The sequence below is a fragment of the Butyrivibrio sp. AE3009 genome (assembly GCF_000420845.1).
Taxonomy (GTDB): Bacteria; Bacillota; Clostridia; order Lachnospirales; family Lachnospiraceae; genus Butyrivibrio.
Genome location: NZ_ATVS01000015.1, coordinates 19,854 through 39,441, shown reverse-complemented (window position 1 = coordinate 39,441; position 19,588 = coordinate 19,854). Strand labels below are relative to the sequence as shown.

Genomic DNA, 19,588 nt, shown 5'->3' with positions numbered 1-19,588 from the left:
CTCCAATTATTTAAATGGTGTCTCGATCGCTGTACGATAGAGCTTACCTTCAAAGTCGATATTGATCATCTTAACCTGCACACCGAAAAGATCGTGCATCTCGTTCTCATAGATGAAAGCACAGGGATAGATGCTTGTGATGCTGGAAATCTCCTGATCCTCGGGAAGAGTGATCTTGAAATGCTTCATCTCAAGGTCCTTTCCGAAGGAATAGATCAGCTCATAAGCTCCGGGAATTCTTGTAGCGCACTGCTGCATAAGGTGATATCCCTGGAATTTGATCTTCTGAGTCTCATCGATAACGCTTTCAGGATTAACACTGATAAATTCTGTATTCATTATGCGTTTTCTCCTTTCTTGGTGTTATCGGCAGCGGGCGCTGCTGTAGGAGCCTGTGCAGGTGCAGCTGCATTAGCTGCGGGAGCCTTAGGCGCTACGGCTGCAGCCGGCTTGGGAGCAGGCTTTGCAGATGCCTTGATCTTCTCTTCTGCCTGCTGTCTGAGAGCCTCCTCTGTAAGAACAGCATCATACTGATTGCTGGGATCATAGTCATCAGCAGTTGTATGAATTGCAATCTTGCTATAGTCAACGGTACAATAGCCGGCTTTCATGGATTCCTTAAGTTTCTTTCTCTTCTCTTCAAGAATTCCAACAGCCTTAACTACGCCCTCAATAAGAGCTTCAGGTCTAACGGCACATCCCGGTACATAAACATCAACGGGAACAACCTTGTCGGCGCCTCCCAAGATGTTATAGCACTCTTTGAAGATACCGCCGTCGCATGCGCAGATACCGCAGGCAACTACTACCTTGGGATCAGGCATCATATTGTAGAGCTGTCTGATTACAGGAGCAGTCTGGGCATTGACGCCGCCTGTAAGAAGCAGAACGTCAGCATGCTTAGGGTTACCTGTATTAATAATTCCGAATCTCTCCACGTCATAAAGAGGAGTCATCGTTGCAAGTACTTCTATATCACAGCCATTGCAGCTGGAGCCATCATAATGTAACACCCATGGTGATTTAGATATTTTCATTGATTTTTATTCCCTTCATCTTATTTCAAAACATTGAGGATCAACAGATTTGTTCCTGCGAAAATAAGGATAACAGACCATGTTACCTTAAGCATGGTGATGTACTTAACACGAGGGAACAAATTGTCAATAAGTGTCTCAAGGAAAAATACCACTGAAATAGCTATGATTGCCCATACTCTGCTGATAGGGTTGGATGTAATAAAGAACATTCCAACGATACCCATCATAAGTACCAGATCATACCACTCGGCAATCTCAGTAAGTGCAAGGTTTCCACCTGAAAGATCCGTTGTAAGACCCTTGACCATCTCCTGATGCATATGGTGAGATGTACTAAGGTCGAAAGGAGACTTTCTCAGCTTGATGATAAGGATGAATACAAAGCCGATGAAGAATCCGGGAATCTGTACGATCGCAGGAACCTCTGCCTGAATCAGGTCGTTAACCATGAAGCTTCCGTTTGCATAGTAGAAACCAATTGCAACAAGAAGAGTCATAGGCTCATAACACATCATCTGAAGGAGTTCTCTCTGTGCACCCATGATACTGTAAGGTCCGTTGGTTGAAAAAGCAGCCATAACCATCATAACCTCAGACATGGACAGCGCAAAGAATACAAGAAGCATATCTCCGCCGCCGAAGAAAAGAGCACCTGTAAAAATTGTCATAATAAGGTAGCCTGTTACAAACAGAACCTGAATACTGTTAACAACGGTGGTCTGCTTGTTTAAAAGCTTGAACACATCATAGAAGGGCTGGAAAAGAGGTGGGCCCTGTCTGCCCTGCATACGTGCAGAGAAAATTCTGTCCACACCTGCAAGAAGTCCTCCAATAAAAGGTGCCAGCACTATATAAATTAAAGCCTTAACAAAAATCATCACATCCATCAGAAAGCACCTCCAACTACTACGATAAGCATTACAGCAACAAGCACTGCAGCGACGATAATGCTGGGCCAGAGAAGCTTCTTCTCACCGAAATAATCTTCCATGTACCAGTTGGACATGTAAAGCGCTCTCTCCTTGCCGAAGGAATCGATGTAATGTCTGTCGTCACCTGCATTAACACCGGCCACATAAGACATTGACATCTTGCTGTTCTTACCGATTGACATAATTCTTGATCCGATAGGAATCATAAATATCATCGCAACCATAATCATCATGATGATAACATCGCTGCCACCGATAACATCAGGAATGTTGGTGTTGAATGCCTCATCAAGAATAGGCTGGATCATGTTGCCTGACATCCAGGGGAATGCAAAGCACATAACAACAATCATTGTTGTAAGAGGGAAAATGGAAACCATCTCACTCCTTGGTGTAATATCCTCAATCTCAAAGGACTGATGGATAACTGTACAGATCTTGCCAAGCCATTTAGCCCAGTAGAAAAGTGTTGAACCTGAACCAAATACAAGGAAAAGGACCAGCCATACAGAACCTGAATCCACGAAGGATTTAAGAGCAGCCCACTTAGATACAAGCATTCCGAAAGGAGCCATGAACATACCGCAGATACCGATGATCATGATGAATGCAAGTCTTGGAAGCTTGATGATAAGTCCGTGCATATCCTCAATATCACGGCTGTGCATACAGTTCTCAATATCACCAACAGTCTGGAACAGAAGTGACTTGGAAACAGCATGGAAAAGAACCAGCATAACAGCAGCCCATACACCTTCTGTTGTACCGGTGCCTGCGCAGGCTGTGATAAGTCCAAGGTTTGAAATTGTAGAATAAGCAAGCACCTTCTTACCGTCACTAACAGTTATTGCAAGAAGTGATGCTGCAAAGAATGTGAATCCACCGATGACTGTGATCATGATACCTGTAAGTGTTCCATACATTACAGGAGACAATCTGATGAGCATGTAGACACCGATCTTAACCATGGTCGCTGAGTGAAGCAGCGCACTGGAAGGTGTAGGTGCCACCATGGCGCCGAGAAGCCATCTTGAGAATGGGAACTGAGCACTCTTGGTGAGAGCCGCAAATGCAAACAGGGTTGCAGGAATAATTACGAACTCTGCAGCTCCTATATCGGTAATCTCACTAAGGTTGGACATTCCAAGCTGAAGGTTGCAATACATAAGGCCTGCAGCGAAACCTACTCCACCGAGAAGGTTCATCCACAGAGCACGGAAGGAGTTGTTAACAGCTTCCTCTGTTCTTGTATAGCCAATCATAAGGAATGAGCATACGCTTGTGATTTCCCAGAAGAAATAGATCCATCCAAGATTGTCGGATGAAATAAGACCAAACATTGCTCCAAGGAATACATACATAAGAGCAAGGAAATAGTTTGATCTGTCTGCTACATCTGTGTGATGATGATGATAATCTTTCATATAACCACTTGCGTAGATACAGATAAGAATACCTACAATACCTACAATAAGGTACATAACGGCAGCAAAGGTGTCGATACGAAGATGTGTATTGCCTTCCACTGCATTACCTGAAAGGTCCATCCAGAGCACGGGAATTGTACCTACAAGTGAAATTATAATTGCATAATACTTTTTGTACTTGATACTTAAAAAGCATACAAGACACATAAGAAATACTTCGCCGGCCATAATTACATAATTGGGGATCTCCGCATCCTCCAAATACATAAATTGTGAAGTATCACCGGACATAAGTACGTTAACGGCAACATAAATAGCAGCAGCCATAATAGTAAAACCGCCGAGCATGATTACAGCGCTTCTGAAAGGAGAATAATATCTGAGAAGCCCTATTATTATTGCCATTAAGAAAGGAAATAAAATTAAGAAATAAACTACATTAAGAATTGGGATAGCCAAGGTGTTTTCGCCCCTTTCACATACATTTTCGTAAGACTGGCTTACGAATTTTTCATAAATTTGTCGATGGCGTCATTAAGTTCATGAATTGCGTCATCATCGCCGTCCTGAACAGCATGAACAATACAATGACTGATGTGCTCTTTTAGGATTGCCTTGCCTGTGTTGTTAATGGCACTTCTCACAGCTGCCAACTGAATGAGAACTTCTGTACAATCCCTGTCATCTTCTACCATTTTTTTGACCGACTCAAGGTGTCCGATAGCCTTGGACAGTCTGTTGACAATGGCCTTCATGTTTTCAGGATCATGGTGATGATTATGATTGTGTGAACTCATAAAAACCTCCATAATAAATGTGCGTTTTTGTTAATTTTTTGACTTTTAACAGTGAAAAAATTTTTATCCCCAAAACCGCACATTTGACCGATGTTTATTATATTTCTAATAGCAGAAAAAATCAATAAAGATTATGTGTTAATTGATATAATTGAAAGAAAAAAGCATAAAGTTTATCTAATATTTCCGATAATCTTATACAAAAGGTCATAGAGAAGTTTGGCCTCTTCTTTGCTAAGGCGGACACAAGCTCCCATCTCTGCCGGAATATCAATAGCCATGTCCTTAAGCTTCTCACCTTCTTCTGTGATTGTTACAACAAGATTACGTTCATCCTCACTGGAACGAACCCTTGTTATGTAGCCCTTGGATTCAAGTTTCTTGAGAACAGGTGTAAGAGTACCGGAATCAAGATAGAGACACTCTCCAAGAGTCTTGACGTTGACTGTCTTCATCTCCCAGAGAACCATCATAGCAATATACTGAGTGTAAGTAAGGTCTATCTTATCAAGATAAGGCTTATACTTTCTGATGATTTCCTTTGCACAGGCATACAGCGGAAAACAGAGCTGATTGCCCAGCTTAAGTTGTTCATACTTTTCATTTTCATTACTCATAACAAAAAACTCCCACGTAAATAGATTTTATCCTATTTAATATTATCACACTGCATTAAATTTTGCATGGTTTTTTGCAACATGAGTTATTGAATATTTATGCATCATTTAACGTTGTGATTAATGTTTTTGATCGGAATATTAGCATAAAGAGCCGGTGCCGATTTACCACCGTTATCCTCTCCGTCCATCTGAGTAATATTGATGTCAATATTGTCCATATCAATCTCAGCGTACTTGGATAATACTTCTATGATATCGCTCCTGATCTTCTGCATTATCTCCGGTGAGCAGGATGCTCTGTCGGAAACGAGTACAAACTTAAGTCGGTCCTTTGCAACATCACTGGAAGATTTCTTCTTGAAAAAATCTGATAATTTCATTACAAAGTCCCCCTTATCTTTTCTTAAACCAGGAGAAAAGCCCTTTTCTTGCCTCAAGATCAAGGAAAGGAACAGACTCTCCGATTACTCTTCTGCAGATATTCATGTAAGCCTGTCCTGCAAGAGAATTGTCACCTACAAGAGGCTCACCGTTATTGGTGGCGATTACGATATTCTCATCATCCGGAACCTGTCCAATGAGGTCTACTGCAAGAATATCTATAACATCCTCAGCTGACATCATGTCACCTCTCCTTATCATATCAGGACGAAGTCTGTTAACGATAAGATGTGTCTTCTTGATCTCATTTGCTTCCAGAAGGCCTATAATTCTGTCTGCGTCGCGAACTGCAGATACTTCCGGAGTTGTCACAACGAGTGCTCTGTCTGCTCCGGCAATGGCATTCTTGAATCCCTGCTCAATTCCTGCGGGGCAATCAAGAATAATATAGTCATATTCCTTCTTGAGCTCATCAGTAAGCTCCTTCATCTGCTCAGGTGTTACAGAGGTCTTATCTCTTGTCTGAGCTGCAGGAAGAAGGAAAAGATTCTCATATTTCTTGTCCCTGATAAGTGCCTGCTTAAGCTTGCAGTTTTTCTCGATTACATCAACCAGAGTATAAACGATCCTGTTCTCCAGTCCCATTACTACGTCGAGGTTTCTGAGTCCTATATCAGTATCAATGAGGACTACTTTCTTATTGAGCTTGGCAAGGCCGGTACCCACATTAGCTGTTGTGGTGGTCTTACCTACGCCTCCCTTTCCGGATGTGATTACAATAACTTCTCCCATATGTTTCCTCCAAAACTTAGATTATCAGATCCTGTAAAAAGATCTTAAAAACTGATGGCCATAGCCTGTCTTAATAATATGTCCATTCTCAATATAAGCTACTTCAGGTTCATCAACACTGTTCATTAGTTTCTTCCTGCGAAGCTTAAGCTTGGGACCTTTCTCTGCATCAGGTGAAATAGCAATGGCATCTGCTATTCTTACCTGCAGAGGATTGAGCTTCAATGCCATAACAACAGAGTCCCTGTCACCATCAGCACCAGCAAAAGCGTTGCCACGAAGCTCACCAAGTATAAAAATGCTGCCATAGGAAGTCACGCTGGCGCCGGGCTTAACATCTCCAAGAACAATAACGCTCTCCTTGCAGGAAATGTCCTGTCCGGATCGTAGATTACCCTTGATGATTCGTGCATTGGATGGATCAACTTGTGTAAACTCCGATGCTTCCTCCTGCTTCTCGGCTTCCGGATTCTGCAAAGTGCGGCGAAGGATTGCTTCAGCCATAAACTGATCAATCTCAGATTCCTCATTGATAATGCAGGAAATTGTAAGCTCAGAATTCTCTTCAATTATCTCAACGACTCTTGTTTCCTGCTCGTCATCCAGATCTCTTCCTCTGATAACAAGACCCATACTGCTCTTACCAAAGAAGGCTGCCGCTTCTTTGAATTTGTCTGCTATTTCTTTTTGTAACAATTCAAAGGGATATTTATCATCCAGAACCAGGATGATGCCTGATTTGGTACCTTTAATAGTAACTTTCTGATTCAATGATGGTCACCCAACCTTTTAAAAAATTCATACCCATCAATTATATGCCATTTAACATCAAATTTAAACACAAAAAATCCGCTTAAAATCTGACGAAATACAGTCTTTGACTGCATTTTCATTTAAAAAGACCGGGCTCTTTAAAGAACCCGGTCTCAAAAATCATATTATTGAGTCTTCGCTGAATTAGTTAAGACCTGCAGCCTGCTTAGCTACTTCCTCAGCAAAGTTCTCGTTCTTCTTCTCGATACCTTCGCCGGTCTCGAAACGAACGAATCTCTTGATCTTGAGGTTAGTTGAGTTAGCCTTACCAACCTGTGCAAGGTACTGGCTAACAGTCTGCTTGCCATCCTCAGCCTTTACATAAACCTGCTCGTTAAGGCAGATCTCCTTGAACTCCTTGTTAAGACGTCCAACAAGCATCTTCTCGATGATCTCCTGAGGCTTTCTCTTGCCCTCGGGAAGCTCCTCGTTCTCCTTCATAGCCTGAGCAAGAAGGATCTCCTTCTCGTGGTTTCTGTACTCCTCAGAGATGTCCTCTGAAGAAACGAACTTAGGATTAAGAGCTGCAACCTGCATAGCTACGTTCTTAACTGCGTTCTTGATGTCATCGTTAACAACATCTGTCTCAGCCTCTACGATAACTGAGATTCTTCCGCCACCGTGTGTATAAGGAACTACAACACCGTTAGAAGCAACAACCTTCTCGAAACGTCTGATAGAAAGCTTCTCTGAGATAACTGCTGTGATCTCGATAAGAGCTTCGTTAACTGTCTTGGACTCATCAAGATTCCACTTCTCAGCCATGAATGCGTCAAGATCAGCTGCATCTGAATTAACAGCCTGAGTAGCAACTGCCTCTACGAATGCCTGGAACTTCTCGTTCTGAGCAACGAAGTCAGTCTCTGAGTTAACCTCAACAACTGCTGCTGTCTGATCATCCTTAACAGCTACTCTTGTAAGACCCTCAGCTGCGATTCTGCTGGCTTTCTTCTCAGCCTTCATGATACCGTTCTTTCTAAGGTATTCTACTGCTGCGTCCATATCTCCGTTAGTCTCTGTAAGAGCCTTTTTGCACTCCATCATACCTGCGCCGGTAGACTCACGTAACTCTTTAACCATTGCTGCTGTGATAGCCATTTATTTTTCCTCCATATTATGTTTTAAATATAACGAATTGCTCCATTGCTTCGCAATTCTACAAACATTCTAAAATAGATATACTCATTCTTCGTATATCTATTTTCTCATGCTTGTTAAGTCTTCAAGGTCGAATACATCTTAATGCAAGCATTGATGTATTCGACTTTGAATCCATTTATCATTCAATTACTCAGCTGCTACAACTTCCTCGATATCAGAAGCCTCTGTCTCAGCGTCAGCTGCAACATAGTCAGCTGCTGTATCAGCCTCAGCACCCTGATTAGCCTCGATTACAGCGTCAGCCATCTTACCAACGATAAGCTTAACGGCTCTGATAGCGTCATCATTACCGGGGATGATGAAATCAAGCTCCTCGGGATCGCAGTTTGTATCGCCGATACCGATAAGTGTGATGCCAAGTGACTCTGCCTCCTGGATGCAGATTCTCTCCTTCTTAGGATCTACTACGAAGATAGCGTCAGGGATTCTCTTCATATCTCTGATTCCGCCAAGGTTAGCCTGAAGCTTGGAAAGCTCCTTCTTAAGCTGAGCTACTTCCTTCTTAGGAAGAACATCAAATGTTCCATCTTCCTGCATCTTCTCAATAGCCTTCATTCTTGCGATTCTTGACTGGATGGTCTTGAAGTTTGTAAGCATACCGCCAAGCCATCTCTCGTTTACATAGTACATTCCGCAACGCTCTGCCTCAGTCTTAACTGCGTCCTGAGCCTGCTTCTTTGTTCCAACGAAAAGGATTGTTCCACCCTGCTGTGCAATCTCGAATACTGCCTTGTAAGCCTCGTCAACCTTAACAACTGACTTCTGAAGGTCGATGATGTGGATTCCGTTTCTTTCTGTGAAGATGTAAGGAGCCATTTTAGGGTTCCATCTTCTTGTCTGGTGTCCGAAGTGTACACCTGCCTCAAGTAACTGTTTCATTGATACAACGCTCATGATATTACCTCCATTTGGTTTGTTCTTCCGTACAATCCTAAGCCCCATATCGCACCGCGGCGCGTCTTCCGTAATGCAAGGCTCTCAAACTGATCGGATATCATATCCGACACCGGAATGAGTCTGAATGCACGTGTTTATTTGTTTCCGCTGTTTCTTCAGGGCATAATTCACCCATAAGTCCACAGCTTTTTTACTATAGCATACAGTTTTTAATATTTCAAGAGGGGAATCAAACAAGATTTTTAGAATAACCGAGTAATTGGATGAGTTTTTATACCAATGGGGACGGTTCTGTTTGGTATAGTTTTTTGAAAAACTTTACCAAACAGAACCGTCCCCATTGGTATAAAAACTCATCCGGTAAATTATCCTCTACATATGATATTAGCAATCTGCTCATAATCAGATCCTGCCGGAATTGTCTTTGCCCCGCTTCTTATATATCTGTCCTTGTTATGCTCTATCAGGTAACGATTGAAATTGGTAGCATTATCAATGATGCCTTCTTTATATAGAATGGCAGCAACAGAATCGCTGCTCATACCACCGGGAATCGATACCGTTTTTGTTTCGGAAGTCTTAAAGCCATCGGTGGTAACAGGAGTATCATTCTCCGTTATTTCGCTCTCAGTCATGGCAACCTGAGTAGTAGCTTCCTCCTGCTTATTAGCATCAGACTGCTGTGTCTCAGATGAAGAATTTTCGTTGGTATTGTATGATTCATCAGTCTTGGCCACATCTTTGTTTGCTTTATCAGTATCAGACTTTTTATCTGATTTATCTGCTTCAGTCTTATTCTCTGTTTTTACGTCTGCTTCATTTTTTCCTTCTGCTGACTTATCCGTTTTAGTATCTGAACTTGCCACTTCGTCAGAGTCCTGTTTAGAAGTTCCAGCAACTTCTGCTTTCTGATTTTCTCCTTCCGGCGTTTTCTCAAAAAGGTCCGAAATTGATTGATCTGTCGAAGCGACCCCTTGGTTGTTTTCTTCAGGTATCTTTTCTCCTGTTTCACCCAGTGACGAATCGGATGTAGTCTCATTATTGTCATCCTCCTGTTCCTGGCTGGAATATTGTGACAAAACCCCTGTTCCCGCCTCAACCATACCGAGAGTCTTGGCTCTCTCTATGACTTCAGCATCGCTGATTGTTTTCTTACGGCCTCCCAGGGCGAAGCCCATAACAATCGCGGTAAGAATTACTCCGATGCCCATTCCGCGAAGGTAATACTTGAGTTTCATCTGGTCATTTTACCTTTCTGTGTTTATTGGAAAGATCTATTACTAGCTTAACTTCACCTATTCCAAGCCCAAGTTCTCTGGCTATTACCATATTGGACTTGCCGGCTTTGTGCATCTCTATGATCTGCCTGTTCTGAGATATTGGATCATTGGCAGTTAATTCCTGCATATTCCTGTCGGGGTTCTCACGTCTGGGCGCATCGTTTATTGAAACAACCTTGGCCTGAGACGGCACTACAACTTCCTTGGAAGTATTGCCTATTACATGAAGATTGTTGTTCTTATCAGTGTTAACAACTTCTGACCTAATCTGACTCAGTTCCTTGAGCTCCTTAAGATTGCTCTCATCAACATATCCGCTCTCTATGGCAAGTGGAGCCTGTGGTACTTCGATCTTGTCGGGCTGCAATGGTTCAAAGGAAGGTTCTGCGCTGTTACTCTCAGCTCTGGCGCTTGCAGCAATTGCTGCTTCAATTTGTGCAGCCTGCTGAGTTCTGATGGGCTCAGGTCCGCTGACAGGAGTTTGCTCTATCTGGAGATTTTGTTGACCCGCTTCCGCAAGTCTCTGAAGTCCTGATACAGGCTTTTCTTTATATGGAATATGAATTCCGCTGAGCTTATCCTCCTCAGTATCAAGAAAGATTGCTCTGACATTTTCTTCTTTTGCTGCTCTTATTGCGGCTGCTTCCTGTTTGGCATCTCTTGCCGTTGCTTCGGCATCGAGAACAGCCTGTTTAGCTTCATCTGCACGCTTGGTAACCTCAGAGACAACTGAGGTGAGATTCTTATGCTTATCATTAAGCATATCGTACATGAACATTACTTCATCATGATTTTTGTGAATATCGTTTATGACAGTATCGGAATATTCTCCGATCGCAGAAAGTTTTTCGTTGGAAATGCGCTCCATGGCGCGCTCAGTTCTGTCAAGTGAATGATCAACAGTGTCATCAACCATGTTCTCAATGGTCTCCTTCTGATCCTCCACTTCACGCCGAACAAGCTCACGGATCTCCCTCTCCATGAGCAGCTTATCTTCTTCGTCCAGTTCTTTGCTGGCCGGAAGAAGGTAGCCCAGTATAATTGCTGCGAATCCCGCAACAATAAGTACAATCTCCGTAATGCTAATCATATCTCCGCCCAATACCCCACAAAAAAACGCACGCGCATACAATATATTGTATGCAGTATAACTAAATTATAATATATTTATACTAAATCTTCAAATCAAATCCAGAGGAAATACTAAGATCGACAGGTTTTCCGTGTTTGTCTAACATACCGCTTGATATTTTCTCCATTTTCTCAAGAGAAAGCTGCTTTTCCAAAATTGCATTTTTCTCTTCTCCGCCTCGTGAACCCCTGCGATTCTGACCACCGTCGCCCATATACTCATTGCTTCCCTTTTCCTGGGCATCAGAATGAAGCTCGCCCTGCCCTACGTCATCCTTCTGATTGACCTGATTCCTCTGGTTGTCAACCTCTTCATTGAACTGGGTCTGGAAATTCTGTTGATTAATTAACGGTCTTGCATCCTCGGCAGCCTTGATCGTGGACACTTCACTTGAGGCAGCAATAACACCGAAGTCAATTCTATTAATAGACATGACTACCTCCTCTCATTGCTGTTCATACCTGTAATGACAAAAGCTTTATGTATCCCCATACACGTAATGCAAGCTTTTTGTCACCTTAATTATATCAAAAAGGCGCCAAACGTACATCCCCTTTATCAACAACAAATCGCGTATGTTGTGCTTCTTTTTTGACTATCATAGAAAGCTCACCAATATTGACCGTAACCCCCGGGTAAGCAATGCCTTCAACCAGTACTTCAGCCTCTTTCTGTTCCTGAAGTTTTTCCATTAAGACGCCGTATTCTTCTCCTTCAGATTCCATTTTGGCTTTAAGAGCCTTATCGAGCTCCATAAGCTTTTTTACGTTTGCAATTTGATCAGGAGTAAGTTTGGCACCTGCCTTGAGTAGTTTGCCAAAACCATCCAACGTAGGTCTCATCGCTTCAATTTGCTTACCTGCCTCAGCCATGGACTTCTGTATTTCTTTTAGTCTTAGTTTAACCTGAGGATCTGCACCTACTTCGACTATTGTATTTGTGCCCATTTCTGATCCCAGAACCTTGGCTTCTATCTTTTCCGCAGCTATAACCTTACCGCCGGCGATGAAACCTCTTTTACCTGTTACGTTAACTTCGGTTCCGGATATAACCTGTGAATGTAGTATGCACTCGCATGTTACTCCGCCTTTGGCAGTAATCTTTGCATTCTCAATAAACTTGGCGATGACGTTACCGCCGGCGATGATATTTCCTCCGGCTTTAGCACCAACTTCCAGTATTACGTCGTTTCCTGCTTCTATTGTGGCACCTTCCACAATACCCTTAACGATAACATTTCCTCCGGCTTTCACACTGAAATTGGAGGCAACAACGCCTTTTACTTCAACGCTTCCCTCGCAGTCTATATTGCCTGTTTTAACGTCGACATTTTCAACCACCAGTACGTCAGAAACAGTAATCTTTCCTTCTTTAATCGTTACGTGACCGGATTTCGCTGCCGTAAGCGTGGTCTTATCCTCTGACAGCGTAGTGTTCTTGCCGAACTTGATCATTGAAGGTTTGACAGGTCTTGGCTTAACAGTCTCTCCATATACATTGGTTCCCGGTTCGCCCTGTACTTCAGGATGATATGTGGCAAGAAGCTGCCCTTCCTGTACATTATTGATAATATTCAGATTAAAATAATCAACGCTCCCATCGGGCTTAAGAGTTGGCTTTGGTCTAAGACTTTTGTTAAAGTGGTATTCCACTTCCCCGTCGCGGCCTTCCTTTACAGGTTTTCCCTTGGCAACAACTATCTCTGTGCAGTACCTCCTTCTCTCAAAGAAACCATGAATTGCATCATTTTGTATTCCAAAAGTTATCTTCCTGTAGGCAAGACTGTCATAAATCTCTTTTTCCTGCATAAGCTCTGCGCCTTCAGAAGGAGGATAAAAAAAGGCCGTAACAGTCATACGGTCCTTGGAAACGTCGAATTTTACAGCTTCTCTTTCAGGCAAAATCTGCGCTTCAGAAAAAATGTATACTTCTCCGTCGGCCTTCGTCACAGCTTCATTTACAATAACAACGTCATGTTGAATTTTTCTGTCGTCCAAATAGTCCCGGACATCATTAACATTTAAGGGTTCACCTCCATCAGTTGGAGCATAAACCCTTAATCCAGTACCTTTTGGAGTGATAACAAGCTGAAAATACCCATCCATGCCAATACTCCTTATCGATTATCTGGAATTGGTGAGAATTCCCAAATAGGCTCCGAGCTTCTCTCTCATTTTATGAAGAGCCTTGGTATGAAGCTGGGATACTCTCGATTCCGATACCTCCAGAACTTCGCTTATCTCTTTAAGAGTAAGTTCTTCATAGTAATACAATAGAATTACTTTTTTCTCTTTATCTGTCAAAAGCTCAAGTGACTGCGCCAGCATTTTCTTAAGCTCTTCTTTTTCAATTGCTTCCTCGGGTTTAACAAATCCAGCGCTTCTGTTATTTACATCCTCCGGTATATCTGCGCCCTGGTCCATAAATTCGTTAAGTGAAACGACTCCGGTAACCTTCATCTGGCTCTGCCAGTTGGCGTATTCATCCTCGGAGATTTCCATCTTTGCCGCTATCTCGGCATCTGTGGCCACATGTCCTTTATCTCTTTCAATCTCACGGATTGCGGCATCAATTTTTTTCTGTCTCTGTCTTATGGTTCTTGGAATCCAGTCCATCTTTCTTATCTGGTCCAAAATCGCACCACGAATACGAAGGCTTGCATAGGTCTCGAATTTAACGTCCTTCATCAGATCGAACTTATCTATAGCATCTATCAGACCAAAGATGCCATAGCCTACCAGATCGTCGTACTCAACGTTAAATCCAAGGTACATGCTAAGTCTTCCGGCCACAAGCTTAACCAAAGGAGCATACTCCAAAATAAGCTGTTCCCTCAGTTCCTGCGTTTTATTCTTATGGTAATCTTCCCATAATTTATTCTTTCCCGCTTCATCCATGCGTCACAACCCCAAATTCTCAGAATATATTATTTGCGGGGAAATCCTGATCTTCACTTATCTGTGTTTCATCTCCCGCTTCAGCTTCCATAGCTTTTCTGGCTTCCTCGGCAAGTCTGTCGGCCTCTTCTTTTTCCGCCAGAAGCTTTTGGTAGTTAATTTCCAAAAATCCGGTTATCATCTTCTCGGTAATAAATCCAATAATCAGGAAAATGACAACAGATGAAAAAACAATAACAAACCAATCCCCCACCGGATAGCGCTTAAAGTACGTAAATACCGCAATCACGGCAGTAGCAGAAAGCACTATCAGTGGTGTGATCAGTTTAGTATTGATCTTTTTGATAGCTTCGATGTTATCAAAAGAACTATTTTTTTCTCTGGTTTCCTCGTTTTCGAGGTTTTCTGTATCCGTACTCATATCGTTTTCTCAGGCTTTCCAACAGCTCTGATTATATAGTTCCCGTTTTCCGGATAAAAAATGACTGTTCTTCCATATGAATCACCTGTATCCTGAGCAAGAACAGGTATGTTCAGTTCTTTAAGCTTCTTAAGAGAAGCCGCAACATTCCTATCACCCACACGCATTGTCTGGTTATTTGACTGGAACGCAAACATCTGGGCACCTCCGGCGATCTTGGCGACAAGCCTCGATCTGGACGCACCTTTAGCCACAATCTGTTTAACCAGTTCTTCAATACCGGTGTCGGCAAATTTGGGAATATTGGAATTGTTCTTTATCTCAGTGGAGTCAGGCAACATAACATGTGCCAGTCCGCCAATCTTGGTCACCGGATCCCTTATGGCTATGCCTACGCAGGAACCTAGCCCCAGTGTGGTTATACCGTCGGGGCTTACGCAAATATTCAGATCGGCCATTCCAACCTTAATAATCTGACTCATAAAATGCCCCTTCGTTAAAGTGAAATATCTCCCATTCCCAGTGAAGAGAGAATCTTTGTATAGCCATCCACATCAGGTAAAAGAATAAAGTAACCGGATAACTTAAGCTCATCAAAAAACTGTGTTTCAATAAGGAGTATCTTATCGCCCATCATACCGAACTGAATTGCCGGTACTGACAGTATAGCCGCAGCCATATCAATGGCAACGTACGGAATTGATGGAACAAGCTTGAGGTTCGTCATCATTGACAATGAATTAAGGTATGAACCTGTGATAATATTGCCGACTTCCTTAAGAGCCGACATCTCAACCTCATCAAAATCAGCTTCCTCAGGTTTACTTCCGGTTCCCATCAGTTTATCTACAAGATGTCTTGCAGCCTGTTTTCCCAAAAGGAACATGATACTTCCGTCTATATCTCCTTCAACGGCGAGGTAAATACCTGCCATGATCTTCTCTGCACCGCCCATAAGGTCTCCGACATCCTTAAAGTCAAGAAGTCGTACCTGGGGCACAGACATATCTACCTTGGTTCCGATCATCTGTGCAAGAGCTGTTGTGGCATTACCGGCACCGATATTACCAAGCTCCTTTAAGACATCGAAATACTGGCTGGATAAGCTGTCCAGACTCATTTCTCCCATGTTTCATACCTCCAATCAGCTTGCGCTTGCTGCCTTCTCTTTAATTTCCTTTTCTGAAACTACCGCATCAAGATCAAGAATTGATACAAGTCCTCCATCATAGTGACCAACTCCGCTTACGAAGGTTGTTTCCTCTTTGCTCTTCTTGTCATCATAGCGAACCTTCTCAATATTGTTGGAGCCAAGTGTAAGAACCTGGTTAACCTGGTCAACAATGATTCCAACAAGATCGCCCTCTGAAGTCTTAAGAATAATGATTCTGGACTTATTGGTAATCTCTTCCTCTGCGAGCCCCATCTTCATACGAACACTCATAACAGGAACAATCTCGCCTCGGATATTGATAACGCCCTTAAGATAATCATCAACCTTAGGCACACGGGTAATCTGCTGCATTCTTACAATGTTATCAATAAATTTGATATTGATACCATATTGCTCTTCATCGATTTTGATAACGATATACTGAATAAGTTCTCCTACATCAGCGGTATCTCTAAGTTCATTCATAACGATTTCTCCTTTTCATCTTCATCAGAAAATTGAATTGGTATCAAGAATAAGAGCAATCTCACCGTCACCAAGAATAGTAGCACCGCTGATGAGCTTACACTTATTGGTATATTTGCCAAGAGGCTTGATAACGATTTCCTGCTGACCCATGAGTTCATCGATTACAAGACCTGCGAGCTGATCGCCCTTTCTTGCGATAACAACAACCATATCTTCGTCAGGTGATCTTGTGGACTCAGTATCAAGAACTTCGTTAAGTCTGATGAGAGGAAGTACGCTTCCACGAAGGTTGATAACCTCTTTGTTCTCAACAAGCTTAAGATCTGCAGGATTAACATCCTCGATACTCTGAATTGAATCCAGAGGAATCGCATATTTTTCATTTCCGATAACAACCATGAGAGCCTGGATGATGGCAAGGGTAAGAGGAAGTCTGATAACCCAGGTTGATCCTTCACCAAGCTTGGTCTTTACAGTTACTTCACCGGAAAGTGATTCAACTTTAGATTTAACAACGTCAAGACCTACGCCTCGACCTGAAATTTCGGAAACAACCTTTGCTGTAGAGAAGCCGGGATGGAATAAAAGCTCTACGCACTGTTTCTCTGTAAGAAGTGCTGCCTGCTCAGGAGATACGACACCTTTTTCGATGGCCTTATTCTTAACTGCCTCGGCGTCAATACCGTTACCATCGTCACCAACTTCGATAACAACGCTGTTGCCGTCCTGATAAGCATGGAGGAAAATCTGTCCAACTTCCGGTTTGCCACGCTGAGCACGAAGCTCTGCAGACTCAATACCATGGTCGGCACTGTTTCTGATAAGGTGCATCAGAGGATCGCCGATTTCATCAACCACGGTACGGTCCATTTCTGTCTCTTCACCGGTCATGGTCAGTTCCATCTTCTTGTTCAGAGTCTTGTTAAGGTCTCTGATCATACGAGGGAATTTCTGAAGAACGCTCTCGATAGGAACCATTCGAACTTTCATGACCGATTCATGAAGGTTGGTGGTTACACTCTCAAGATACTCTATCTGTTCATTTACGTTACTTACGCCTGATGTATTGGCTGCGGAAATAAGTGAGTTCTTAGCAATAATAAGCTCGGATACAAGGTTCATGAGAACATCGAGCTTCTCTATATCTACACGGACTGTTCTGTTAACAACGGGCTTACCAACAGGCTTCTTGCCGCCTGCTCCGCCGCCTGCTGCTGCAGGTGCGGGAGTATTGGCTGCGGGTGCTGCTGCAGCTGCTGGAGCTGCTGATGCTGCGGGCGCAGGTGCTGCTGATGCTGCAGGCGCTGCTTCTTCCTTATCCTCTGCAGCTTTCGCGCCGCTGGGATCAAATTCGCCGCAATCACAGCTCTCTACTTCAGAAACAGCCTTAACTATCTCTTCTACCTTTTCTTTTGACTCATCAGTAATAAGGATAAGGGAGAAAGTGAATTCAAACTTTTCATCCTCAATATCCTGGGTTGTGGGATCAGAAACAGCGATCTCACCGATCTCTTCCAGTCCCTTGAATACAAGGAAACCTCTTGCAGCCTTAAGGATGCAGGATTCCTGGATATGAACGGTAACACCGAAAATATTCTTACCCTGATTTTTGGCTTCTTCCAATGTGGATTTTACTGACGGATCAAGGCGAATTGCCCTGTAGTCTGATGCTCCGTCGGCTCCGGGAGCTGCATCGCCACCATCGCCGGAAGCTGCCTCTGCTGCAGGTGCTGCTGCGGGAGCTGCATCGCCGTCACCACTTACACCATTTCTGATATCAGCAAGAGACTTTATGATATTCTGATGTTCCTCAGTTCCTTCATCCTGATTCTCGGTGATATTGTCAACATATCCCTGAATAGCATCAAGGCACTGCAAAAGAACGTCGATATCGGCAGATTTGATCTTGATCTTGCCGGCACGAACATCGGAGAATACGTCCTCCATGTCGTGGGTAAGGTTCTGCATTCTGGTATAGCCCATGGTTCCGGCCATACCCTTCATGGAGTGGGCAGATCTGAAGATCTCATTAATACAATCTTCATTCTCAGGATCCTGCTCCAGAACCATAATATTATCATTAAGGGACTGCAGGTGCTCCTTAGCTTCATCGAGAAAGACACTTAGATACTGGGAAACATCCATAACCTATATACCTCCATAAGAAAAGTTAAGTACAAAAGTACACGTATATTATCGCATACTTTTGTACTAAATATCGACATTTCATATAGAGGAATTTGCTAAAAGTCTGTTAAAGAATAATTAAAAAGTAATGAAATCCCTCAAGACACGCCGACATTCATAATGATTTCCCGGGCAATGTCATCGAGTTTTACAACCTGATCAACAAGTCCGGCCGTTGCAACTGCTTTGGGCATTCCGTAAACGGTACAGGTACTCTCTTCCTGTCCGATCACATGTACTTTTTTCTTAGTCTTCAGATTTTTAATTCCTTCTGTTCCATCAGCACCCATACCTGTCATAACTACACAACAAATCTCATCATAATCGGATTCCATGAGAGATTCGTACATGAAGTTAGCACAAGGTCTGACGCCTTCTCTGGTGGGACCATCCATATAGTGAATAGTGCTTTTGCCCCCGTTTTTCACTATATGCATATGTTTGCCGCCCCTAGAGATGTAAACCGTTCCCGGCTGCAGGATATCTCCTTCAGCTGCCTCCTTAACCTTAACCTCTGAGAGAGAATCAAGTCTCTCCGCAAGAGATGCGGTAAAGCCTTCCGGCATATGCTGAACAAGTACAACCGGCGTTTTCAGATTCTTAGGAAGTTTTGGTATTACTGCCTGAAGAGCTCTTGGTCCTCCCGTAGAGCTTGCCACTGCTACAATTCTGTTACCTGTTATCTTGCTGGCAGATTTGCTGACAAGATCCACAACCTTCTTGGTTTCTTTCACGTCTTCCATGGAGAAACTCTTGGTTGAAACAGGTGCCTTGGAATCGGCTACGGCTGCCAGAGTGTTAATAAAGGTCTTAGTAAAGTCCTCTCCCCTACACTCCGAAGCTCTATCCGGCTTATGAACGAAATCCAGTGCTCCCAGATCAAGGGCATCCATGGTAACCTTGGCACCCTCTTTCGTGTCGGTGCTGGCCATCATGATCTTTGCTTTGATCTTGGCCTTATTCAGCTCCTTGAGCATTGTGATTCCATCCATTCTCGGCATATTAATGTCGAGAACAACGGCGTCATAGGTCTTCTTTTTAAGTAAATCAAGTCCTTCAACACCGTCTTTAGCCTTATCTACTACCTGAAATCTTGAATCTGAATTAATGATATCACTGAGGACGGTTCTCATAAGTGCAGAGTCATCAATAATCAAAATTTTTTTCAT

Annotated in this window: 22 protein-coding genes; all 22 read right to left on the bottom strand. The window is 43.0% G+C overall.

The window, feature by feature from the left end; all coding sequences use genetic code 11:
* Window positions 1-6: 6 nt before the first annotated feature.
* Window positions 7-339, bottom strand: a complete 333-nt coding sequence (locus tag G588_RS0109610; RefSeq protein ID WP_022778524.1) for an NADH-quinone oxidoreductase subunit C — start codon at window positions 337-339, stop codon at window positions 7-9.
* The gene (locus tag G588_RS23360) at window positions 339-1,037 is read right to left on the bottom strand and encodes an NADH-quinone oxidoreductase subunit B family protein (protein WP_022778523.1); all 699 of its coding nucleotides are present in this window, start codon (window positions 1,035-1,037) and stop codon (window positions 339-341) included. The genes G588_RS0109610 and G588_RS23360 overlap by 1 nt, the downstream gene beginning before the upstream one ends.
* 20 nt (window positions 1,038-1,057) lie before the next feature.
* Complete coding sequence (locus G588_RS0109600) at window positions 1,058-1,927, bottom strand: complex I subunit 1 family protein (RefSeq protein WP_022778522.1); 870 nt, start codon at window positions 1,925-1,927, stop codon at window positions 1,058-1,060.
* Window positions 1,927-3,804, bottom strand: a complete 1,878-nt coding sequence (locus G588_RS0109595; protein WP_242830355.1) for an NADH-quinone oxidoreductase subunit 5 family protein — start codon at window positions 3,802-3,804, stop codon at window positions 1,927-1,929. Before G588_RS0109595 ends, G588_RS0109600 begins: the two co-directional genes overlap by 1 nt.
* 95 nt (window positions 3,805-3,899) lie before the next feature.
* Window positions 3,900-4,196 (bottom strand): metal-sensing transcriptional repressor, encoded by a 297-nt coding sequence (locus G588_RS0109590; RefSeq protein ID WP_022778520.1) that lies wholly within the window; start codon window positions 4,194-4,196, stop codon window positions 3,900-3,902.
* Between the two features lie 173 nt (window positions 4,197-4,369).
* Window positions 4,370-4,813 (bottom strand): MarR family winged helix-turn-helix transcriptional regulator, encoded by a 444-nt coding sequence (locus G588_RS0109585; RefSeq protein WP_022778519.1) that lies wholly within the window; start codon window positions 4,811-4,813, stop codon window positions 4,370-4,372.
* Window positions 4,814-4,917: 104 nt separating this feature from the next.
* Complete coding sequence (gene minE / locus G588_RS0109580; protein ID WP_022778518.1) at window positions 4,918-5,196, bottom strand: cell division topological specificity factor MinE; 279 nt, start codon at window positions 5,194-5,196, stop codon at window positions 4,918-4,920.
* Between the two features lie 13 nt (window positions 5,197-5,209).
* Entirely contained in the window at window positions 5,210-5,989 is a 780-nt protein-coding gene (gene minD / locus G588_RS0109575) for a septum site-determining protein MinD (protein WP_022778517.1), read from the bottom strand.
* 24 nt (window positions 5,990-6,013) lie between these two features.
* A complete protein-coding gene (minC, locus tag G588_RS19795) occupies window positions 6,014-6,760 on the bottom strand; it encodes a septum site-determining protein MinC (protein ID WP_022778516.1) in 747 nt (248 codons plus the stop codon).
* 186 nt (window positions 6,761-6,946) lie between these two features.
* Complete coding sequence (gene tsf / locus G588_RS0109565; protein WP_022778515.1) at window positions 6,947-7,900, bottom strand: translation elongation factor Ts; 954 nt, start codon at window positions 7,898-7,900, stop codon at window positions 6,947-6,949.
* 189 nt (window positions 7,901-8,089) lie between these two features.
* A complete protein-coding gene (gene rpsB, locus G588_RS0109560; RefSeq protein ID WP_022778514.1) occupies window positions 8,090-8,857 on the bottom strand; it encodes a 30S ribosomal protein S2 in 768 nt (255 codons plus the stop codon).
* 368 nt (window positions 8,858-9,225) lie between these two features.
* Window positions 9,226-10,098, bottom strand: coding sequence for a hypothetical protein (locus G588_RS21530; protein WP_022778513.1), 873 nt, complete (start codon window positions 10,096-10,098; stop codon window positions 9,226-9,228).
* Window positions 10,099-10,102: 4 nt separating this feature from the next.
* Entirely contained in the window at window positions 10,103-11,230 is a 1,128-nt protein-coding gene (locus G588_RS0109550) for a DUF6115 domain-containing protein (RefSeq protein WP_022778512.1), read from the bottom strand.
* A gap of 82 nt (window positions 11,231-11,312) precedes the next feature.
* Complete coding sequence (locus G588_RS0109545; RefSeq protein WP_022778511.1) at window positions 11,313-11,705, bottom strand: hypothetical protein; 393 nt, start codon at window positions 11,703-11,705, stop codon at window positions 11,313-11,315.
* Window positions 11,706-11,799: 94 nt separating this feature from the next.
* On the bottom strand, window positions 11,800-13,377 hold the full coding sequence (locus G588_RS0109540) for a DUF342 domain-containing protein (RefSeq protein WP_022778510.1): 1,578 nt from the start codon (window positions 13,375-13,377) through the stop codon (window positions 11,800-11,802).
* An 18-nt stretch (window positions 13,378-13,395) separates the two neighbouring features.
* Window positions 13,396-14,169, bottom strand: coding sequence for a FliA/WhiG family RNA polymerase sigma factor (locus G588_RS0109535; RefSeq protein ID WP_022778509.1), 774 nt, complete (start codon window positions 14,167-14,169; stop codon window positions 13,396-13,398).
* Between the two features lie 19 nt (window positions 14,170-14,188).
* On the bottom strand, window positions 14,189-14,590 hold the full coding sequence (locus G588_RS0109530) for a hypothetical protein (protein ID WP_022778508.1): 402 nt from the start codon (window positions 14,588-14,590) through the stop codon (window positions 14,189-14,191).
* On the bottom strand, window positions 14,587-15,072 hold the full coding sequence (locus G588_RS0109525) for a chemotaxis protein CheD (RefSeq protein WP_022778507.1): 486 nt from the start codon (window positions 15,070-15,072) through the stop codon (window positions 14,587-14,589). The genes G588_RS0109530 and G588_RS0109525 overlap by 4 nt, the downstream gene beginning before the upstream one ends.
* 14 nt (window positions 15,073-15,086) lie before the next feature.
* Entirely contained in the window at window positions 15,087-15,719 is a 633-nt protein-coding gene (locus G588_RS0109520; protein ID WP_022778506.1) for a chemotaxis protein CheC, read from the bottom strand.
* A 15-nt stretch (window positions 15,720-15,734) separates the two neighbouring features.
* A complete protein-coding gene (locus G588_RS0109515) occupies window positions 15,735-16,229 on the bottom strand; it encodes a chemotaxis protein CheW (RefSeq protein ID WP_022778505.1) in 495 nt (164 codons plus the stop codon).
* 24 nt (window positions 16,230-16,253) lie between these two features.
* Window positions 16,254-18,377: a chemotaxis protein CheA gene (locus G588_RS0109510; protein WP_022778504.1), complete on the bottom strand. Its 2,124-nt coding sequence runs from the start codon at window positions 18,375-18,377 to the stop codon at window positions 16,254-16,256.
* A 140-nt stretch (window positions 18,378-18,517) separates the two neighbouring features.
* Complete coding sequence (locus tag G588_RS0109505) at window positions 18,518-19,588, bottom strand: protein-glutamate methylesterase/protein-glutamine glutaminase (RefSeq protein WP_022778503.1); 1,071 nt, start codon at window positions 19,586-19,588, stop codon at window positions 18,518-18,520.